The organism is Nocardia salmonicida NBRC 13393, assembly GCF_001613085.1.
Taxonomy (GTDB): domain Bacteria; phylum Actinomycetota; class Actinomycetes; order Mycobacteriales; family Mycobacteriaceae; genus Nocardia; species Nocardia salmonicida.
This window is the reverse complement of sequence record NZ_BDBR01000005.1, coordinates 124,153-138,027: the sequence shown is the minus strand read 5'-3', so window position 1 is coordinate 138,027 and position 13,875 is coordinate 124,153. Positions and strand designations below refer to the sequence as shown.

At 66.4% G+C, this 13,875-nt stretch carries 18 protein-coding genes and 1 tRNA gene; 12 read left to right on the top strand and 7 right to left on the bottom strand.

Translation table 11 applies throughout. From position 1 onward, the window contains the following. Positions 1-83 precede the first annotated feature (83 nt). Positions 84-998, top strand: coding sequence for a LysR family transcriptional regulator (locus NS1_RS06245; RefSeq protein WP_062982528.1), 915 nt, complete (start codon positions 84-86; stop codon positions 996-998). On the opposite strand, the gene NS1_RS06240 is transcribed toward NS1_RS06245, so the two are convergent. After that, on the bottom strand, positions 975-1,757 hold the full coding sequence (locus NS1_RS06240; RefSeq protein ID WP_062982527.1) for a phosphodiesterase: 783 nt from the start codon (positions 1,755-1,757) through the stop codon (positions 975-977). The genes NS1_RS06245 and NS1_RS06240 overlap by 24 nt on opposite strands. Before the next feature lie 264 nt (positions 1,758-2,021). Here NS1_RS06240 and NS1_RS06235 point away from each other — a divergent pair, with 264 nt between their 5' ends. Beyond that, positions 2,022-2,570, top strand: coding sequence for a DUF4333 domain-containing protein (locus tag NS1_RS06235; protein ID WP_255284441.1), 549 nt, complete (start codon positions 2,022-2,024; stop codon positions 2,568-2,570). 16 nt (positions 2,571-2,586) lie between these two features. Here NS1_RS06235 and NS1_RS06230 read toward each other — a convergent pair whose 3' ends face one another. From NS1_RS06230 to NS1_RS06220, 3 genes are all read right to left on the bottom strand, one after another. Then, positions 2,587-3,354 carry an RluA family pseudouridine synthase gene (locus tag NS1_RS06230; protein ID WP_062982525.1) on the bottom strand — a complete coding sequence of 256 codons (768 nt, stop codon included), beginning with the start codon at positions 3,352-3,354 and terminating at the stop codon, positions 2,587-2,589. A gap of 79 nt (positions 3,355-3,433) precedes the next feature. Further along, positions 3,434-4,420, bottom strand: a complete 987-nt coding sequence (locus NS1_RS06225; RefSeq protein ID WP_062982523.1) for an adenylate/guanylate cyclase domain-containing protein — start codon at positions 4,418-4,420, stop codon at positions 3,434-3,436. Between the two features lie 165 nt (positions 4,421-4,585). Continuing rightward, on the bottom strand, positions 4,586-5,050 hold the full coding sequence (locus tag NS1_RS06220) for a hypothetical protein (RefSeq protein WP_062982521.1): 465 nt from the start codon (positions 5,048-5,050) through the stop codon (positions 4,586-4,588). Between the two features lie 131 nt (positions 5,051-5,181). On the opposite strand from NS1_RS06220, the gene NS1_RS06215 reads away from it, so the two are divergent. From NS1_RS06215 to NS1_RS06195, 6 genes are all read left to right on the top strand, one after another. Next, positions 5,182-6,003 (top strand): helix-turn-helix transcriptional regulator, encoded by an 822-nt coding sequence (locus tag NS1_RS06215; RefSeq protein WP_062982519.1) that lies wholly within the window; start codon positions 5,182-5,184, stop codon positions 6,001-6,003. Positions 6,004-6,046: 43 nt separating this feature from the next. Beyond that, the gene (locus NS1_RS06210; protein WP_062982517.1) at positions 6,047-6,484 is read left to right on the top strand and encodes a DUF6194 family protein; all 438 of its coding nucleotides are present in this window, start codon (positions 6,047-6,049) and stop codon (positions 6,482-6,484) included. A 128-nt stretch (positions 6,485-6,612) separates the two neighbouring features. Further along, positions 6,613-6,894, top strand: a complete 282-nt coding sequence (locus NS1_RS06205) for a hypothetical protein (RefSeq protein ID WP_157125115.1) — start codon at positions 6,613-6,615, stop codon at positions 6,892-6,894. Between the two features lie 39 nt (positions 6,895-6,933). Beyond that, a complete protein-coding gene (locus NS1_RS38880; protein ID WP_082843603.1) occupies positions 6,934-7,101 on the top strand; it encodes a DUF4236 domain-containing protein in 168 nt (55 codons plus the stop codon). Between the two features lie 158 nt (positions 7,102-7,259). After that, positions 7,260-7,520 (top strand): hypothetical protein, encoded by a 261-nt coding sequence (locus NS1_RS06200; RefSeq protein WP_062982513.1) that lies wholly within the window; start codon positions 7,260-7,262, stop codon positions 7,518-7,520. A 186-nt stretch (positions 7,521-7,706) separates the two neighbouring features. Then, positions 7,707-8,282, top strand: a complete 576-nt coding sequence (locus NS1_RS06195; protein ID WP_062982510.1) for a dihydrofolate reductase family protein — start codon at positions 7,707-7,709, stop codon at positions 8,280-8,282. Here NS1_RS06195 and NS1_RS06190 read toward each other — a convergent pair. Continuing rightward, positions 8,264-8,974 carry a helix-turn-helix domain-containing protein gene (locus NS1_RS06190; protein ID WP_062982829.1) on the bottom strand — a complete coding sequence of 237 codons (711 nt, stop codon included), beginning with the start codon at positions 8,972-8,974 and terminating at the stop codon, positions 8,264-8,266. The genes NS1_RS06195 and NS1_RS06190 overlap by 19 nt on opposite strands. A gap of 150 nt (positions 8,975-9,124) precedes the next feature. On the opposite strand from NS1_RS06190, the gene NS1_RS06185 reads away from it, so the two are divergent. From NS1_RS06185 to NS1_RS06170, 4 genes are all read left to right on the top strand, one after another. Then, on the top strand, positions 9,125-10,144 hold the full coding sequence (locus tag NS1_RS06185; protein ID WP_062982508.1) for a serine hydrolase domain-containing protein: 1,020 nt from the start codon (positions 9,125-9,127) through the stop codon (positions 10,142-10,144). Next, a complete protein-coding gene (locus NS1_RS06180; protein WP_157125114.1) occupies positions 10,141-10,569 on the top strand; it encodes a hypothetical protein in 429 nt (142 codons plus the stop codon). The genes NS1_RS06185 and NS1_RS06180 overlap by 4 nt, the downstream gene beginning before the upstream one ends. Positions 10,570-10,693: 124 nt before the next feature. Beyond that, the gene (locus NS1_RS06175; protein WP_062982826.1) at positions 10,694-11,350 is read left to right on the top strand and encodes a type IV toxin-antitoxin system AbiEi family antitoxin domain-containing protein; all 657 of its coding nucleotides are present in this window, start codon (positions 10,694-10,696) and stop codon (positions 11,348-11,350) included. Then, entirely contained in the window at positions 11,331-12,080 is a 750-nt protein-coding gene (locus NS1_RS06170) for a nucleotidyl transferase AbiEii/AbiGii toxin family protein (RefSeq protein WP_062982504.1), read from the top strand. The genes NS1_RS06175 and NS1_RS06170 overlap by 20 nt, the downstream gene beginning before the upstream one ends. 798 nt (positions 12,081-12,878) lie before the next feature. Here NS1_RS06170 and NS1_RS06165 read toward each other — a convergent pair. Both NS1_RS06165 and NS1_RS06160 read right to left on the bottom strand, forming a co-directional pair. Next, positions 12,879-12,954: transfer RNA gene (locus NS1_RS06165), tRNA-Arg, on the bottom strand. Positions 12,955-13,027: 73 nt separating this feature from the next. Beyond that, on the bottom strand, positions 13,028-13,801 hold the full coding sequence (locus tag NS1_RS06160; RefSeq protein ID WP_062982502.1) for a hypothetical protein: 774 nt from the start codon (positions 13,799-13,801) through the stop codon (positions 13,028-13,030). Between the last annotated feature and the right edge of the window lie 74 nt (positions 13,802-13,875).

Below are 13,875 nucleotides of genomic sequence, written 5' to 3'. Positions count from 1 at the left end.
GCCTCTACGGTGGACCCGTGAAGAGGTAAGCACAAGCGGGTATTCGCCATCTAATATTCAGTAGAACTGAATCGAGGAGTCCCATGATCGACACGCACCGCTTGATGATCTTCCGCTCGGTGGTCGCGACCGGCTCGGTGGCCGCAGCGGCGGCCACGCTGGGCTATTCCCCGTCGGCGATCTCCCAGCACCTCACCGCGCTCCAGCGGGAAACCGGTTTGCGGTTGCTGGAACGAGTGGGTCGCGGTGTGGAGCCGACTCCGGCGGGGCGGGTGATCGCGGGCGAGGCCGCCAAGGTGCTCGACGAGTTGACCGCGCTCGGGTCGACGGTGTCGGACCTGCGGGCGGGCAAGGCCGCCCGGATCACGATCAACTCGTTCAGTTCGGCGGGCACCAACTGGATGCCCGACGTGGTCGCCACCCTCACCCACGAATTCCCCGACACCAGGGTCCGGCTCCGGATCGTCGACGAACTGGCCGCGATAGCGGACAACCGCCCCGACATCGCCCTTACGGTGCGCCTGGACAAACCCACCCAGGTCTCCGGCTACTCCCACCGCGACCTGATCACCGAGCCGTACGTGGTGGTGGTCCCCGGCGACCACGAGCTCGCGGCACGCACCACCGTCGACGTCGCCGAACTCGAGCAGTACCGCTGGATCGACAACGACACCAGCCACGGACCCTGCCGGCAGGCGATGCTGAATGCCTGCGCCGCAGCGGGTTTCACCCCCCGATTCGTCGTGGAGACCACCGACTACCCGTCCGCGCTGCGATTCGTGGCGCGCGGTGTCGGCCTCACCGTTGTCCCTCGCCTCGGCGCCACTGATCTGCCGTCCGGTGCCTTTGCGCTGGAGCTGACCAACCCGACTCCACGTCGCACGATCTGCGCGCACATCAAGGACTCCGAGTCGTACAACCCGGTCGTCACCAGGACGATGGAGTTGCTGCGGGCAGCCGCTGTCGACGGCCGATCAGGCGGGCGGGGGCTCGGCTAGCCAGCCGCCCATCGCCACCGTGCGGAAATGCGTTGTGAGGCCGAAGTTCTCATCGATGACGTGCAGGGCGATGGCCGGGTCCGGGGCATAGTCCATGACGCGGTGGGGTGGTGTCAGTTCCCATTCGCCGCCGAGGACCGAGGCGGTGCTGGGGCCGGTGATCATGGGTTTGCCCGCGAAGGTCGTCGCGATGGGGGAGTGGGCGTGGCCGGTGAGGATGCCGACAACGCGTGGATCGCCTGCCACGACAGCGGCCAGTCGGCCGGGATCGGCGAGCGCGATGACATCGACCACGGGACTGAACACCCGCTTGGGCGGGTGGTGCAGGGCCACCAGGATGGGGCCGTCGGGCGCCTCGGCGAGCGTCGCGCGCAGCCAGTCGAAGGTGTCCTCGCCCAGCAGGCCGGCCGGTTCGCCGGGGATGCTCGAGTCGAGCATGATGACGGTGAGCGGGCCGACGCGGTGGACGCTGTTGACAGGGGTGGTCGAGGCGGGCTCTCCCAGCAGGACGGTGCGGAAGTTCACGCGGTCGTCGTGGTTGCCGGGCAGCAGGTACACGGGGATGTCGCCGCCCTGCAGGGCCAGGCGTGCTTGCGCGTACTGCTCCGGCGTGCCGGAATCGGTGATATCGCCGGTCACCAGGATGACGTCGGGCCTGCGTGGCAGGTCCGCCAGGTACCCCATCACCGCCTCCACCCGTTCGGTGTTGCGCGCGCTGAGGTCGAAGTGGGTATCGCTGAGCTGAGCCGCCAGGATCATCGGCAGTCGCTTTCTTCTCTGGGATCGCTCCGTTGCGTCAGAGTGCGCCGGTATGACTCATCGACACCTCTCCAGGCTAGATGACCTGCGATTCTTCGTCTTCATGAGCCGTACCACGGCCGAAAACCTGTTCAGTGGTCTGTGTCACCTTTCACGCCCGCGGATCCGGCCGTTCCGGCGTGCGTCGCGCGCCGATGCACTAGCGGGAAACCTGCGCGCGCATTCTTGTGCGTTCGAGGCTCGACGTTGCGTAACTTTGTCTATGTGTCCAACACTGATGCTGTGCGTCATCCCAGTACCCGAGTCGTACTGAGTGCCTTGTCGGTTCCGTTGACGCTCGCCCTATTCGGATGCAATGCGTCGGTCTCGATCGGCGGCCCGGATTACGGGGCGCTGGAGAAGAACATCACGACGGAGCTCGACAACGCCTACGCGTCGATGTCGCGCAAGGTCTCCTCGGTGAAATGTCCACGACTGGCCGACGATCCGAAGGCCGGCGACACCTTCGTCTGCGTCGCCGACCTCGGCGGCAACGACGTACGCGTCGATGTGACGGTCGAAGACGACGAGGGCGCAGTGAAGTTCACGACCCGTGACGTCGTGTTCGACCTCGCCGTGACCGCGAACGGACTCACCACCGATGTCGCGAGCCAGGTGGGCTTTCCGGTGACGGTGGACTGCGGGCAGGGACTGAAGATCGTCGAGGTCGGCAGCACCTTCACCTGCACAGCACTCGATGCGCAGGGCGACTCGGGCACGATCGAGGTGACCGCCCGCAACGCGGGTGACAGCGACTGGCGACTCGTGCAATAGCCCCCGGCGGTCGAGGTCAGCCGCCGATGAGCTGCCGCGCGGTGTCGAGTAGTCGCGCGGCCTCGTCGGGGTCGCGCGTAACCGGCGCCCAGAAGTCGGGTCCGGGGGTGGCCTCGAGGTCGAGGACCGGTGGGTCCAGCCAGGCGGCGTCGAGGCCGAGTCGCCAGGAATGCAGGTGGGTGCGGGGGAGCGCGGCGGTGCGGTCGAACAGCGGGTCACCCAGGATCGGATGACCGATCCAGGCCAGCTGCACGCGAATCTGATGGCGTCGCCCGGTCACCGGCCGCACGGCGAGCAGCGCGTGATCGCCGTGCCGGGCGACGGTGCTGAACAAGGTCCGCGACGGATAGTTCTTCGCAGGCAGCAGGTCTGCCTCTTCGATGAACCACCGATCACCCTCGCGCTTGATCGCCTCCCTCGGCGCCGCGATCCGCACCCGATTCTTGCGCCCCACGCTCAACGGCAGATCGATCTCGCCGCGATCGGGCAGCTCGGCGCCCGACACGATCGCCAGATACGCCTTACGCGCGGTCTGATTGTTGAACTGCCTGGTCAGCGGTCCGTGCGCGGCCAGATCGGTAGCCAGCAGCACCAGCCCGGAGGTTACTTTGTCGATCCGGTGCACCGGATACAGCTGCGTCCCCGCCGCCTGCGCCAACTCCACCAGATCGGTGTCGTGGCGCTCGCCGGTCACCGAGATCCCCGACGGCTTGTTCAACGCGAGCACCGCGTCATCGGCGAACACGGTGTAGTCCTCGCGCACGCTGCGCCAATCCAAGTCCACTACGACACCCTAGGCAATGGTGTGCCCGCTCTGCTCGACGGCTGGTCAGCGAGCCGCGGCGCAACGTCGCACGGGCCGATCATGCCTGCCGCAGGCGGTGGGGGCGTAGGCGGTTGAAGCCGCGCACGCGCACACTGCGCAGGTGGCGGATGGAGAAATCGGGGTGGCTGTCGAGGGCGTCCGCGGCGGCGTCGTCGATGAGGATGTTGCCCGGTCGGGCGACGCCGGTGAGGCGGGCGGCGATATTGACCACCGAGCCGTAGAGGTCACCGAAGCGCTGCAGCACCTCGCCGTAGGCGAAGGCGACGCGCAGTTCCGGGGTGCCGCCGACGAGCATGGTTGACTCCTGGATGGCCAGCGCGATGTGGCCGGCGGCGGTCGCGGTCTCGGCGGCGAACATCACCTCGTCGCCGACGTTCTTGATCACCCAGCCACCGTTGTCGGTGATCGCCGAGGTGGTGGTCGACTCGAAAGCTTCGAGGAGCGTGGACAATTCGTCGTGGTGCAGGTGTCTGGTAAGCCTGGTGTAGCCGACCATGTCGGCGAATCCCACCGCCAGCGTCCGCAACGAGCCTTCGCCCTGCGTCTCGCTCGACCTGGCGACCGCTGCCGCCAGGTGCCTGCGCCACACATACGACTGCAACTGATCGATGCTCGCCATGGTGGATTCCGTTGCGGCACCGACCCGTTCCGCCAGTGGAATCGCAGGATCGCCCGCGACGACGCGCGCCTTGATCTCGGCCAGCACCAGGTCGGCCTGCCACTCCGCCAGCCGCGCCATGCTCTGACCGATGGTCCGGGCAGCTGCGGCCTGCTGCCGAATATTCGACGCGGGAACAACTTTCATGCTCCGAAAGTTGGTGACCGCCGTGATGTCGAGCTGGGTGAAGTCGACCTGGTCGTCCTCATTGGCCGGAAATCCCAGCGCCGTCCACAGCCGCCGCGACTCCGCCTCCGGCACCCCCGACTGCTCGGCCACCTGCGTGCGCGTATACCGCCGCGGGCCACCGAGCAGCGCCTCTTCGACGCTGCGCTGCACCAACTCGGTCATCTCGGGGTCCGACATACCCAGACTCTACGACTGCGCGGCGCGAGCGATAGGCATCCTCGTCTTCGCATTGGCAACGTTCATAAATCCGGACACCGCTTCCCCGCCGGTGACACCAGGCACAATCGCCGGCGGGCATAGCGCGCAAAGTGTCACCGCGGTGATCGAGCAGTTGAAGACGCGTCAGCGCAGAACGCTGTAGGTAGCCGACAGGGTGAAGCCGTGCTCGCCGACCTCGCAGCTCACCGTCCCCTGGTACCCGACGCCGCAGGTGGTGTTCTCCCGGGTGATCCGGTGACCTTCGGGGAGCGCCTTCGCGGCCGGGCGGGTGAAAGTCGGGCTGTCGGCGTCGACGAAGTGCGCCGCTTCGAGGATTCCCACCCGGAGCTGGTCGGTGCCCGCCGGCGCGTCGATCGGGACGGCGTCACACCCGGCCGGGCCGTTGTTCCAGTAGATGGCGCAGTGCCGTCCGTCGGGCGTGGTGAAGAAGACGCTGCCCGCGTATTCGGGTTCGCTGACCTGGTACTCGACGGGGTCGACCGGCGTGTAATCGCCGAGTCCCGATTGGGCGGCGGCCTGCCCGCCTGCCAGGAATCCGGCTGCCAGCGCGGCCCCGGAGATGATGGTGAGTGCGGATCGAATCAACACTTCGGCGTCCTCCCTCGACGTGGTGTTACCTGGTATTTCGCCGCCCCGCCACACCTCGTTAACCGGTCGAACAAATCCCTTCGCAAGATGCGATGCACGCGAGCCCGCATCTACCTTCTACGCTGGCTGCCATGTCGTCACCCGCTCTCGGCGAGTTCCTTCGGACCCGGCGCGCCCGCATCCAACCCGCCGCCGTCGGACTGAGCGAATACGGTCGCCGCAGGATGGTCGGACTACGACGCGAGGAAGTCGCCCAGCTGGCCGGAATGAGCGTGGATTACTACACCCGGCTGGAGCGGGGGCGCGGCGAGGACTTCCCCGATTCGGTGCTCGACTCCGTCGCCCGCGCCCTGCGTCTCGACGCTGCCGAGCGCGACCACCTCTACACGCTGGTCCGCCCCGCCGACCCCGACTACAACTACGCCCCGACGATCCGCTCCGGCACCAGACTGCTGCTCGACTCGATCACGACGCCCGCGTTCGTGCTCGGCCGCCACATGGAAGCACTGGCCTGGAATGCCATGGGCGACAAGGTATTCGGTTTCGCGGCCGCCGAATCCGAACGTAATCTGGCTCGCTTCACGGTCCTGCACCCCGCCGCTGGCATCTTCTATCCCGACTGGGAGCCGGTCGCCGCGGAGACCGCCGCCTACCTGCGTCGCCAGGTGACCCGCTGCCCGCGCGATCGCCGACTGACCTCGCTCATCGACGAACTCACCGCGGGCAATCCGGTGTTCCACCGCATCTGGTCGATCCAACCCCCGGCGGGTAATTCGCACGGCAACAGACTGATTCACCATCCAGTGGTCGGCCGGATCGAATTCGGATACGAGACATTGAACCTGCCAGGTGATGCGGATCAGATGCTGGTGGTGTACACGGTGGATCCGGGATCGGCCGCCCGCGACGCCGTCGACGCGCTGTCCGCGCGGGAGCTGGTCGGCGTCAGCTGATCGGTTCTTGGAGCAGGCCGCGTCCGGATGAGACGCTCGAGGCATGACAATCGAGGAAATCATCGAGTACGTGACCGGCCTCGGCGGGGTACTGGCCATGCAGCCGACCGAGGGGAGCGAGGCCCCCGAGATCGCCTGGGGCGACACCTTCTTCTACTACGCGCCCGACGGTGTCGTCCCCGCCGGTCAGCCCTTCGCCACCATCGTGACCAAGGACTACCCCGGCGACGAGACCTCCGACCTGAACCGCCCCGGCAGCTTCCGCGTCAACATCGCCGTGAGCAAGACGACCTTCACCGACGCGGCCGCCCCGACCGACGCGAGTCTCGAAGACGCCGTCGTCGCCCACCCCCTCTACGCTGCCGCGAACTGGCTCGCGGTGGTGAATCCGGGGGCTGCTACCGACGCGTCAATCCGTGAGATGTTGCGTGAAGCCCACGACCGGGCCCGGGCGCGATCCGAGCGTCGCGCGGCCGAATAGGCCCGCCGACCGCTGACATTTTCGGTCGCTATTAATTTGCTGATATCGATTTACGCGACGGCTGGTCTTATGGCGGCGGTTATTCCATTCGGCGCGGTACCTTTCAGATACCAACGAAAGGGGAGGTCATGTCAGTACCTATCCGGCCGATGCGGTCATTAGTCGATGTCAGACTCGACTCCGTCGAATTGGTCACCGGTGGATTGCTGTCGATAGCCGCGGCGCTGGCAATGATCGGACCCCTGGTCGCTGCCCTGCTGATCCGCCGCAGCGGCGCAGGCCGAACCGACGCCATGGCCACCGTCCCCTTGGTCCTGCTGGCCCTCGCCGTAACCCTGGCCCTCGCCGCCGGCTTCACCATGTTCGCCGTCGCTCGTCGTCGTAGAGGTTCGGAAACCGATGGGGCATAACCGGATCGGCTATCCTGGTGGCGATCAGGGAGGCCACTCATGCCCATCAAGTTCCGTCAACGCAAATCCTTCGGTCCGCTGAAGTTCAACTTCACCCAAGCGGGCCTGTCGTCCTGGGGCATCAAAATCGGCCCATGGTCCTGGAACTCCCGCACCCGAAAGAACAGCGTCGACCTCCCCGGCCCGCTGAGCTGGCGCCAACGCTGACCCGGTCCGATCGGTTGACACTCACCGCGACCCACACGGTCGCGGTTATGTCCCGTCGGCTGTAACATTCGCCAGTTGTCATCAGCGCGGCACCGCCGCACATGCATGGGGGAACTGGTTCTGTGTGGAAGTTTTTGATAGAGAGCGCATTCGGGCCCGTGTTCGCGATCGCGGGCGCGGGCCTGATCCTGCTCGTCTTCGCGGCGTATCTATGGGACGTGGTCGCCGCTGCGGTGCACCGGGTTCGTGATCGTTTCGGGGGAGGCGATCGAGCGGAGGCCGCCGAGCCGATCCGCGAACACGAATCGACCAACCCCCGTCGAACCGCTGAAAGCCGCGATCGTCGTGCGGCTCGCGCCGCCGCACGCCGCAGCGCCATCCACGCAAAGCACGCGACAGCTGTAGACGTCGACGGCTAGCGACGTGCGGAGTGGGGCGAACCAGCCATGGTTCAAGGCTCCAGCTCGGCGCGCAGGCGATCGAATGCTCTGCTCGTGCTACTTCGGGCGAGGAACGCCGTGTCGGTTTCGTCCAAGACAGGGTGGGGGAGGGTTCCCTAGGCTGACCGCAGGCAGTTTCCGACGCTCGTATTCAGGAGGATTGTGATGGCACGCGAACTGGTTTACACGGGGTTCATGTCGCTCGATGGTGTGGTTGACTCGCCCGGCGGGAAGGTCGAGGGGCATCGCAGTGGCGGGTGGGTGATGGAGACCGAGTTCGTGCCGGAGGCGTTTTCGCTCAAGGGGGAGGAGCTCGCCGATACCACCGCGCTGATGTTCGGCCGTCGCAGCTACGAGGCGTTCGCCCCGATCTGGCGCGATTCCGAGGATCACGCCGCCTACAAGGAATTGCCCAAATATGTTGTCTCCTCGTCGCTGACCGACGACGCGCTGATCGACGGCTGGGGCGAGATCACCCTCCTGCGCTCGACCGAGGACATCGAAAAGCTCAAGCAGACCGAGGGCGGGCCGATCTACATCCACGGCAGCGCCGCGCTGGCAGAAAGTCTTTCGGACGCTGACCTGATCGATCGATACAACCTGCTCGTGTTCCCGGTGCTGCTCGGCGCGGGCAAGAGCCTGTTCGGCCGGGCGGATCGACCCAAACAGCAACTGCGCCTGCGCGACTCGGCGACCTACTCCAACGGCGTCGCCAAGCTCGTCTACGACGTCGTGCGCTGAGTGAGATCCAGCGCGATCACACCACTGCCGCCCTCGCGCAGCTGCCGCGCCGTCCGGCCGACGAATCGGCGCAGCGCGCGGGCGAGGTGGGGCTCGTCGTAGTAGCCGAGCTTGTCGACGACATCGCCCGGCATCTCACCCGCACTCAGCAGTAGCGCCGCGGTGCGCGCCCGCTCGATCTGACGCACCGCGCCCTGGGTGAGCCCAGTCGCCGCCCGGAAGCGACGTTCGAGCGTGCGTTCGGTGATCGCCGGCGCCATGCCGCGCAGTGCGTCGGCGACCAGGGCATCGCGGACCACGACCTCGTGGTCGACGAGCCGCTGGACCAGCGCCTCCGCGTCGTCGACGTGCGGAGTCTCCCAGTGGGCGCCGTCCAGCCAGAAACTCCGGTCGGTGACGTCGGGCAGGACGATCCCGCTGTCGACCAGCGTCGTGGCGGTCACCGCGCGCAGCGAGGTACCGACCGCGAACTGGATGCCGACGAAGTCCGCCCCCTCGGGGACGGGTGCGGTGCCGGTGGCGACTTCGGGTCCGGTGACCGCCGCACAGGGGACGCCCTGCTCCTCCCAGAACACCAATCCCCAGGTCTCGGTCGCCACGGAGGTCATCTCCGCGACCTGCTCACTCCGACAGGTCCAGACCGACTCCACCCACGGCGAATCCGACCGTCGGGTCTCGAACACCAATCCCACCGCCACGATCCTAATCGCTGCTACGACCATTCGAGCTGATACCAGGGGCGATCGAAATCGGTACCGAGGCGACTGCGATGCAGTACCGCGGGGTGATGTCGCGCAGCGTGGGCCGTCGATAGGTTGCGGATTGTGCGAAAGGGGCGCCCGATGCGATCGGCGATGACGGCCGTAGCGCTTGCTCTGGTCTTGGTAGTCGGTGGCTGTGGCGCCGAGCCCGACACCCTGCAACGCGACGTCGATGCGATAGCGGCGCTCGGCACCACCGGAGTGCAGGCCAGAGTTGTGGATGTCGCGGCTGGTACCGATCGGTCCCGGGTGGCGGGGCAGTCGGATGTCGTTACTTCGGAACAGGTGTCACCAGTTGGCCATTTCCGGATCGGCAGTCTGACCAAGACGATGGTCGCGACCGTGGTCCTCATGCTGGTCGGTGAGGGACGTCTCACGCTCGATGGCACCGTTCAGCATTGGCTCCCGGATACGTTGCACGGCAACGGGAACGACGGAGCCGGGATCACAGTCCGTCAACTTCTTCAGCACACCAGCGGTATTCATGAAAGCGCGCCCGAAATGGCTACCGCCGACGACTATTACCGGCTTCGCTATCAGGTGCGCGACCCGCGCGAGACCGTGGCATCGGCCATGCGGCACCCACCCGATTTCGCACCGGCAACGGGGTGGTCCTACTCCAACGTCGGCTACGTCCTGTTGGGCATGATCATCGAGCGGGTGGTCGACCGTCCCTGGTACGACGAGATCCGTGCGCGAATCCTCGAACCGCTCGGGCTGCGAGATACCCACTGGCCCGGTGACACGGCCGTACTGCCCATCCCGCACGCGAGGAGCTACCAGCAGTTCGAGGTCGACGGGCCGCTGATCGACGTCACCGAATTGGTGGACGCCGATGCCTCCGCAGGCTATCTCCCCACCACCGCCGACGTGGGCACGTTCTATCGAAGCCTCTTCGGCGGCACGCTGTTACGACCCGAGGAACTGGCGCAGATGCGGAAAACGGTCCCGGTCGACGGTGTGATCGGACAGGTCTGGGGTTCGCGCAACTGCGCGCTGCGGAAGAATTGGTGGACCACGCGCTCTGCGAAAACCGAGGCGGGTCTGGCGCCGGGCGGTGATCGGGAGCACAGTGGGTGCGAACGAGAGGATCGCCAATGAACGTCCGTACTCGCAGATTCGGCCTTGCCGTGGTGTTCGGTGCCGTGCCGACCATGATCATGGCCGCGCCGCACGCGACCGCCGCGGTCACCGGAGTGAGCGTGGAGCAGCCGGCCGAAGGACTACGTACCGGGTGCGCCTATACGGTGACCGTCGGGGTCGACGCACCGGTTTCCGAGGCAGGTGAGGTGACTGTCGGCATCAGCGGTGGTTCGGTCCCCGGCAACGGTGAGCGGCTCGGGGTTGCCGTCTATCACCCGGAGAACGGCACCGCGACCTTCGAGTGGACCCCGGTGTACTCCGGTAGCCAAAACGTCTTCGCCCAGCAGTTCAAACCGGGGCAGGTCACCTCGACGGGGTACGTGACGGTCGAGGTCGTTGGGCGCGGTCTGAACACCGGAAGCTCCTGCCTACCGCTCCCGTAGGCGGGCCTCGATTGCCTGTGGTGCCCTCGGCAGGACACTCGAAACAAGGGCCACAGCGATCCGGTAGTATGCATTTCGTTGGGTAATAGCCAACTAAATGCACACTCTTCGGGAGGTGGCGCTGATGGCTGAGCATCGCAGCACCGTGCTGCCCAATGAGCTCTGGCGGGCACCGCTTCGCACCCTGCGGCCGCAGGACTTGGCAGGCATCTACGCCCAACCGCGGCCCGAGATCGCGCGGCTCGTCGATCGGGGCGTGCTGCACCGCGTTGCTCACGGCTACTACATCATCGTCCCGCCGGACTATGTCGGCCGGACCTGGCTGCCTGGCCTCGAGGCAGCCGCCGCGGGTATTGCATCTTCGATTTACGGGCCGGATCAGGCCATTGTCATGGGAATCAGCGCGGCCCGCGTGCTGGGAGCTGTACCTCGTGCACTGGCGACCGCGGTTGTCGCGGTTCCGGGCCAGCACCGGCCGATTGCACTGACCGACCGCTCGGCACAGGTTCGGTTCGTCCGCCGCGATACCGAAGCACTCGACGCGGAGCGGGTCGAAACGCAGCTGGGGCCGGTGCTGGTCACGACGCCGGAGCAGACCGTGCTCGATCTTGCCCGGCGCCCGGAACTGGGCAACGCTGAGGCAGAGGTCCGTCCGGCGATCGAGACGCTCTACCGTCGTAGTGATTCGGCGAGACTTGCACAGCTCGCTACGGACCAGCGGCGGGGTGCGGCGCTTCGACGTGCGGAAAGTTGGGTGGGATATGAGCATCGACGAACGTGACGGTGTCGCGGTTCAATTCGGAGTTCCGCCGGAGCAGGTCGAGCGCGACCATCTGATCTCCCATCTGCTAGCGGCAATCAGCCGCGGGTTCGGCGACCGACTGTATTTCATCGGTGGAACTGCTCTTGCCCGTACATATCTGGCGAGCGGCAGGCTCAGCGAGGACATCGATCTGGTTGCGCTGGACAACCGAACGGCGCTGGCAGCCGAACTCGACGCTGCTTTGCCGCGATCGGTCGCGCGGACCTACGGTCGGCTGGAATGGGCACCGTCGTTGAGCAATGTCCCGGATACCGGCGCCGCCCACCTTCGTTCCGCATCCGGTGTGTCTGTCAAGATCCAGCTGCTGTCGGCACGTGGCAGACCGGTGTGGCCGACTGAACTCCGCGACCTCGAGCAGCGCTACAGCGATGTGCCACCGGCCGAACTTCTCGTGCCCACATTGCCCGCGTTTGTTGCCGGGAAGACCGCAACATGGCACGACAGGCGCGCATCACGCGACCTGTGGGATCTTTGGGCGCTGAACGACATCGGCGCGATCGACGGCGCTGCGGGAGCGTTGTACCGGAGGTACGGCCCGACCAACCGGCTCCCCACCCCGCAATTGTTCGATCGGGCACCGGACGAGGACGACTGGAACGCGCAATTGGCCGGGCAGACTCGACTGGAGATCAGCGCCGAGACCGCGCTGTCCGCGGTTCGAGATGCCTGGGCACGTATTACGGAGTGATTGTGAAGCGTCGCGCCTCGCGTTCACCCCGTCCCGAATTCAGCATGGCCATCAAGTGTGTTTCGCGCCACCTCCGCCTCCTCATGGGCGGACCGCACTCGACTAGCCGATGAGTGGTAGCCGAGCTGCTCGACATTTGCGGCGGCTCATTACCCGCCTGTGCTCATTTACGGTTCGTCTGCGGGATGGCAGATCACGCGCGAGACGATCACTGAGATCCGCACCAGCACAAACGATGTCGTCGGTGTAGCGGTTCCGTAGCCTGGCTCGCCGAACGGTGTAGTGCGGGTGCTGTCGCGTGAGCCGGGGCTGGATCCCGAACAGGTGCTCCCCACTGATGCGAAAATATGGCGGTGTTTTGCCCGCGCCGACGGCGGGTTGCGCACCGCGCAGGTTGCTGCCGAACTCGGAATGCTCGGGATCGGCCGGGAACTGAGGCATTGCGTATGCGCCTCGCGGGAGAAGGCTGGCTCACCCGCCACCAGCCCACCGCAGTCTTCATCCTCGCCGACGAGGTCGGGAGTCGCCAGTGATCGACGCCGACGTGCACCCGTTTCACGTACGCCCATGGCCCGTAGTGGCCCCCAGAGCGCGGAACTGCTGGTAGCGGACGTCGCGTCAAAGCTCGACACTGCTCGGACGGAATTGCTGCTGCGCACTCTCTGCGTGCCGGATTGCTTGGAAGGGCTTTCGACCTGCGAAAGAACTCAGTCTGACCTGCGCAGACTGTGGTGCCCTCGGCAGGATTCGAACTTGCGACCTACCCTTTAGGGCATCGGGCGGGGCCTCGATCGCTTGTGGTGCCCTCGGCAGGATTCGAACCTGCGACCTACCCTTTAGGAGAGGGTTGCTCTATCCCCTGAGCTACGAAGGCGTGGCAGCCTCAGCTGGCCGAGCTGAGTATAGCGTGGGGCCGGGCTCGGTGGAGTAGGCCCGTTGGGTGGAGATCAGAAGGCGTCGAAACCGCCGCCGCCGCTGTCGAAGCCACTGCCGCTGTCGAAACCGCCTGAGCTGTCGAAACCGGTATCGGAGTTGCCGGGTTCGTATCCGCCCTGGTCGTATCCGGGATCGGCGGCGACGTCGCCGGTGCCGTCCTCGAATGCCTGCGCGTCGTAGCCGACCCCGCCCATTCCGGCGAACATCGTCGTGAACAGCAGGGCCGAACCCGCACCCCAGGCTCCCGCGATCAGCGCGGGCTTCCACCACGGCTCGGAGTACCACCCGGCCGGGACGGGGCGACCCGCCACGCGACCGCCGGGGAAGTAGTTCGGGGTGCCCGCCGAGGGGGAGGGCGAAGCGGTGACCGTGCGGCCGTTGTGGGCGACGGTGCGCTTCTCGTCGACCTGGCCTGCGATGTCCTGGCCTGCGATGGCCGGGATCGGCGGGCCCGGGTCCATGTCCATCGCGGTGCGGGCGGCGCGAATGTAGTAGAGGCCCTCCAGGGCGGACTGCTTGGCCAGTTGGGCTTGCACGGGCAAGCTCGCGCGGTCGATCTGGCTGCCTGCGGCGTTGTACCGCTCGGACGCGTCGGCCAACGCCTGACGGGCCGCTTCGTTGCTCGGCGACAGCTGGTAGACCTGCCCGCCGAGCCGCTCGATAGTCGCCCTCGCGTCGGCCTGTGCCTCCTCGAGCTCGCGCGCGTTGCGCTTGTTCTGTTCGGCACGCAGGTACAGCAGAGCGCCCACCGACACGATCACGATCACGATCAACCACCACAGCATCGCGCGCCTCATTTCGTCGAGGTCTCGAGATGCTGTTCAGTTTACTGATCAGTTGCCCAAACGCGCTAACCGGC

What these genes read in the sequence shown, in the direction of transcription:
- NS1_RS06175 (WP_062982826.1), top strand. Translation starts at nt 10,694, where the DNA reads ATGGCTGAGCATCGCAGCACCGTGCTGCCCAATGAGCTCTGGCGGGCA.
- NS1_RS06160 (WP_062982502.1), bottom strand. Translation starts at nt 13,801, where the DNA reads ATGCTGTGGTGGTTGATCGTGATCGTGATCGTGTCGGTGGGCGCTCTG.
- NS1_RS06240 (WP_062982527.1), bottom strand. Translation starts at nt 1,757, where the DNA reads ATGATCCTGGCGGCTCAGCTCAGCGATACCCACTTCGACCTCAGCGCG.
- NS1_RS06205 (WP_157125115.1), top strand. Translation starts at nt 6,613, where the DNA reads ATGTCAGTACCTATCCGGCCGATGCGGTCATTAGTCGATGTCAGACTC.
- NS1_RS06195 (WP_062982510.1), top strand. Translation starts at nt 7,707, where the DNA reads ATGGCACGCGAACTGGTTTACACGGGGTTCATGTCGCTCGATGGTGTG.
- NS1_RS06180 (WP_157125114.1), top strand. Translation starts at nt 10,141, where the DNA reads ATGAACGTCCGTACTCGCAGATTCGGCCTTGCCGTGGTGTTCGGTGCC.
- NS1_RS06225 (WP_062982523.1), bottom strand. Translation starts at nt 4,420, where the DNA reads ATGTCGGACCCCGAGATGACCGAGTTGGTGCAGCGCAGCGTCGAAGAG.
- NS1_RS06210 (WP_062982517.1), top strand. Translation starts at nt 6,047, where the DNA reads ATGACAATCGAGGAAATCATCGAGTACGTGACCGGCCTCGGCGGGGTA.
- NS1_RS06215 (WP_062982519.1), top strand. Translation starts at nt 5,182, where the DNA reads ATGTCGTCACCCGCTCTCGGCGAGTTCCTTCGGACCCGGCGCGCCCGC.
- NS1_RS06245 (WP_062982528.1), top strand. Translation starts at nt 84, where the DNA reads ATGATCGACACGCACCGCTTGATGATCTTCCGCTCGGTGGTCGCGACC.
- NS1_RS38880 (WP_082843603.1), top strand. Translation starts at nt 6,934, where the DNA reads ATGCCCATCAAGTTCCGTCAACGCAAATCCTTCGGTCCGCTGAAGTTC.
- NS1_RS06185 (WP_062982508.1), top strand. Translation starts at nt 9,125, where the DNA reads ATGCGATCGGCGATGACGGCCGTAGCGCTTGCTCTGGTCTTGGTAGTC.
- NS1_RS06170 (WP_062982504.1), top strand. Translation starts at nt 11,331, where the DNA reads ATGAGCATCGACGAACGTGACGGTGTCGCGGTTCAATTCGGAGTTCCG.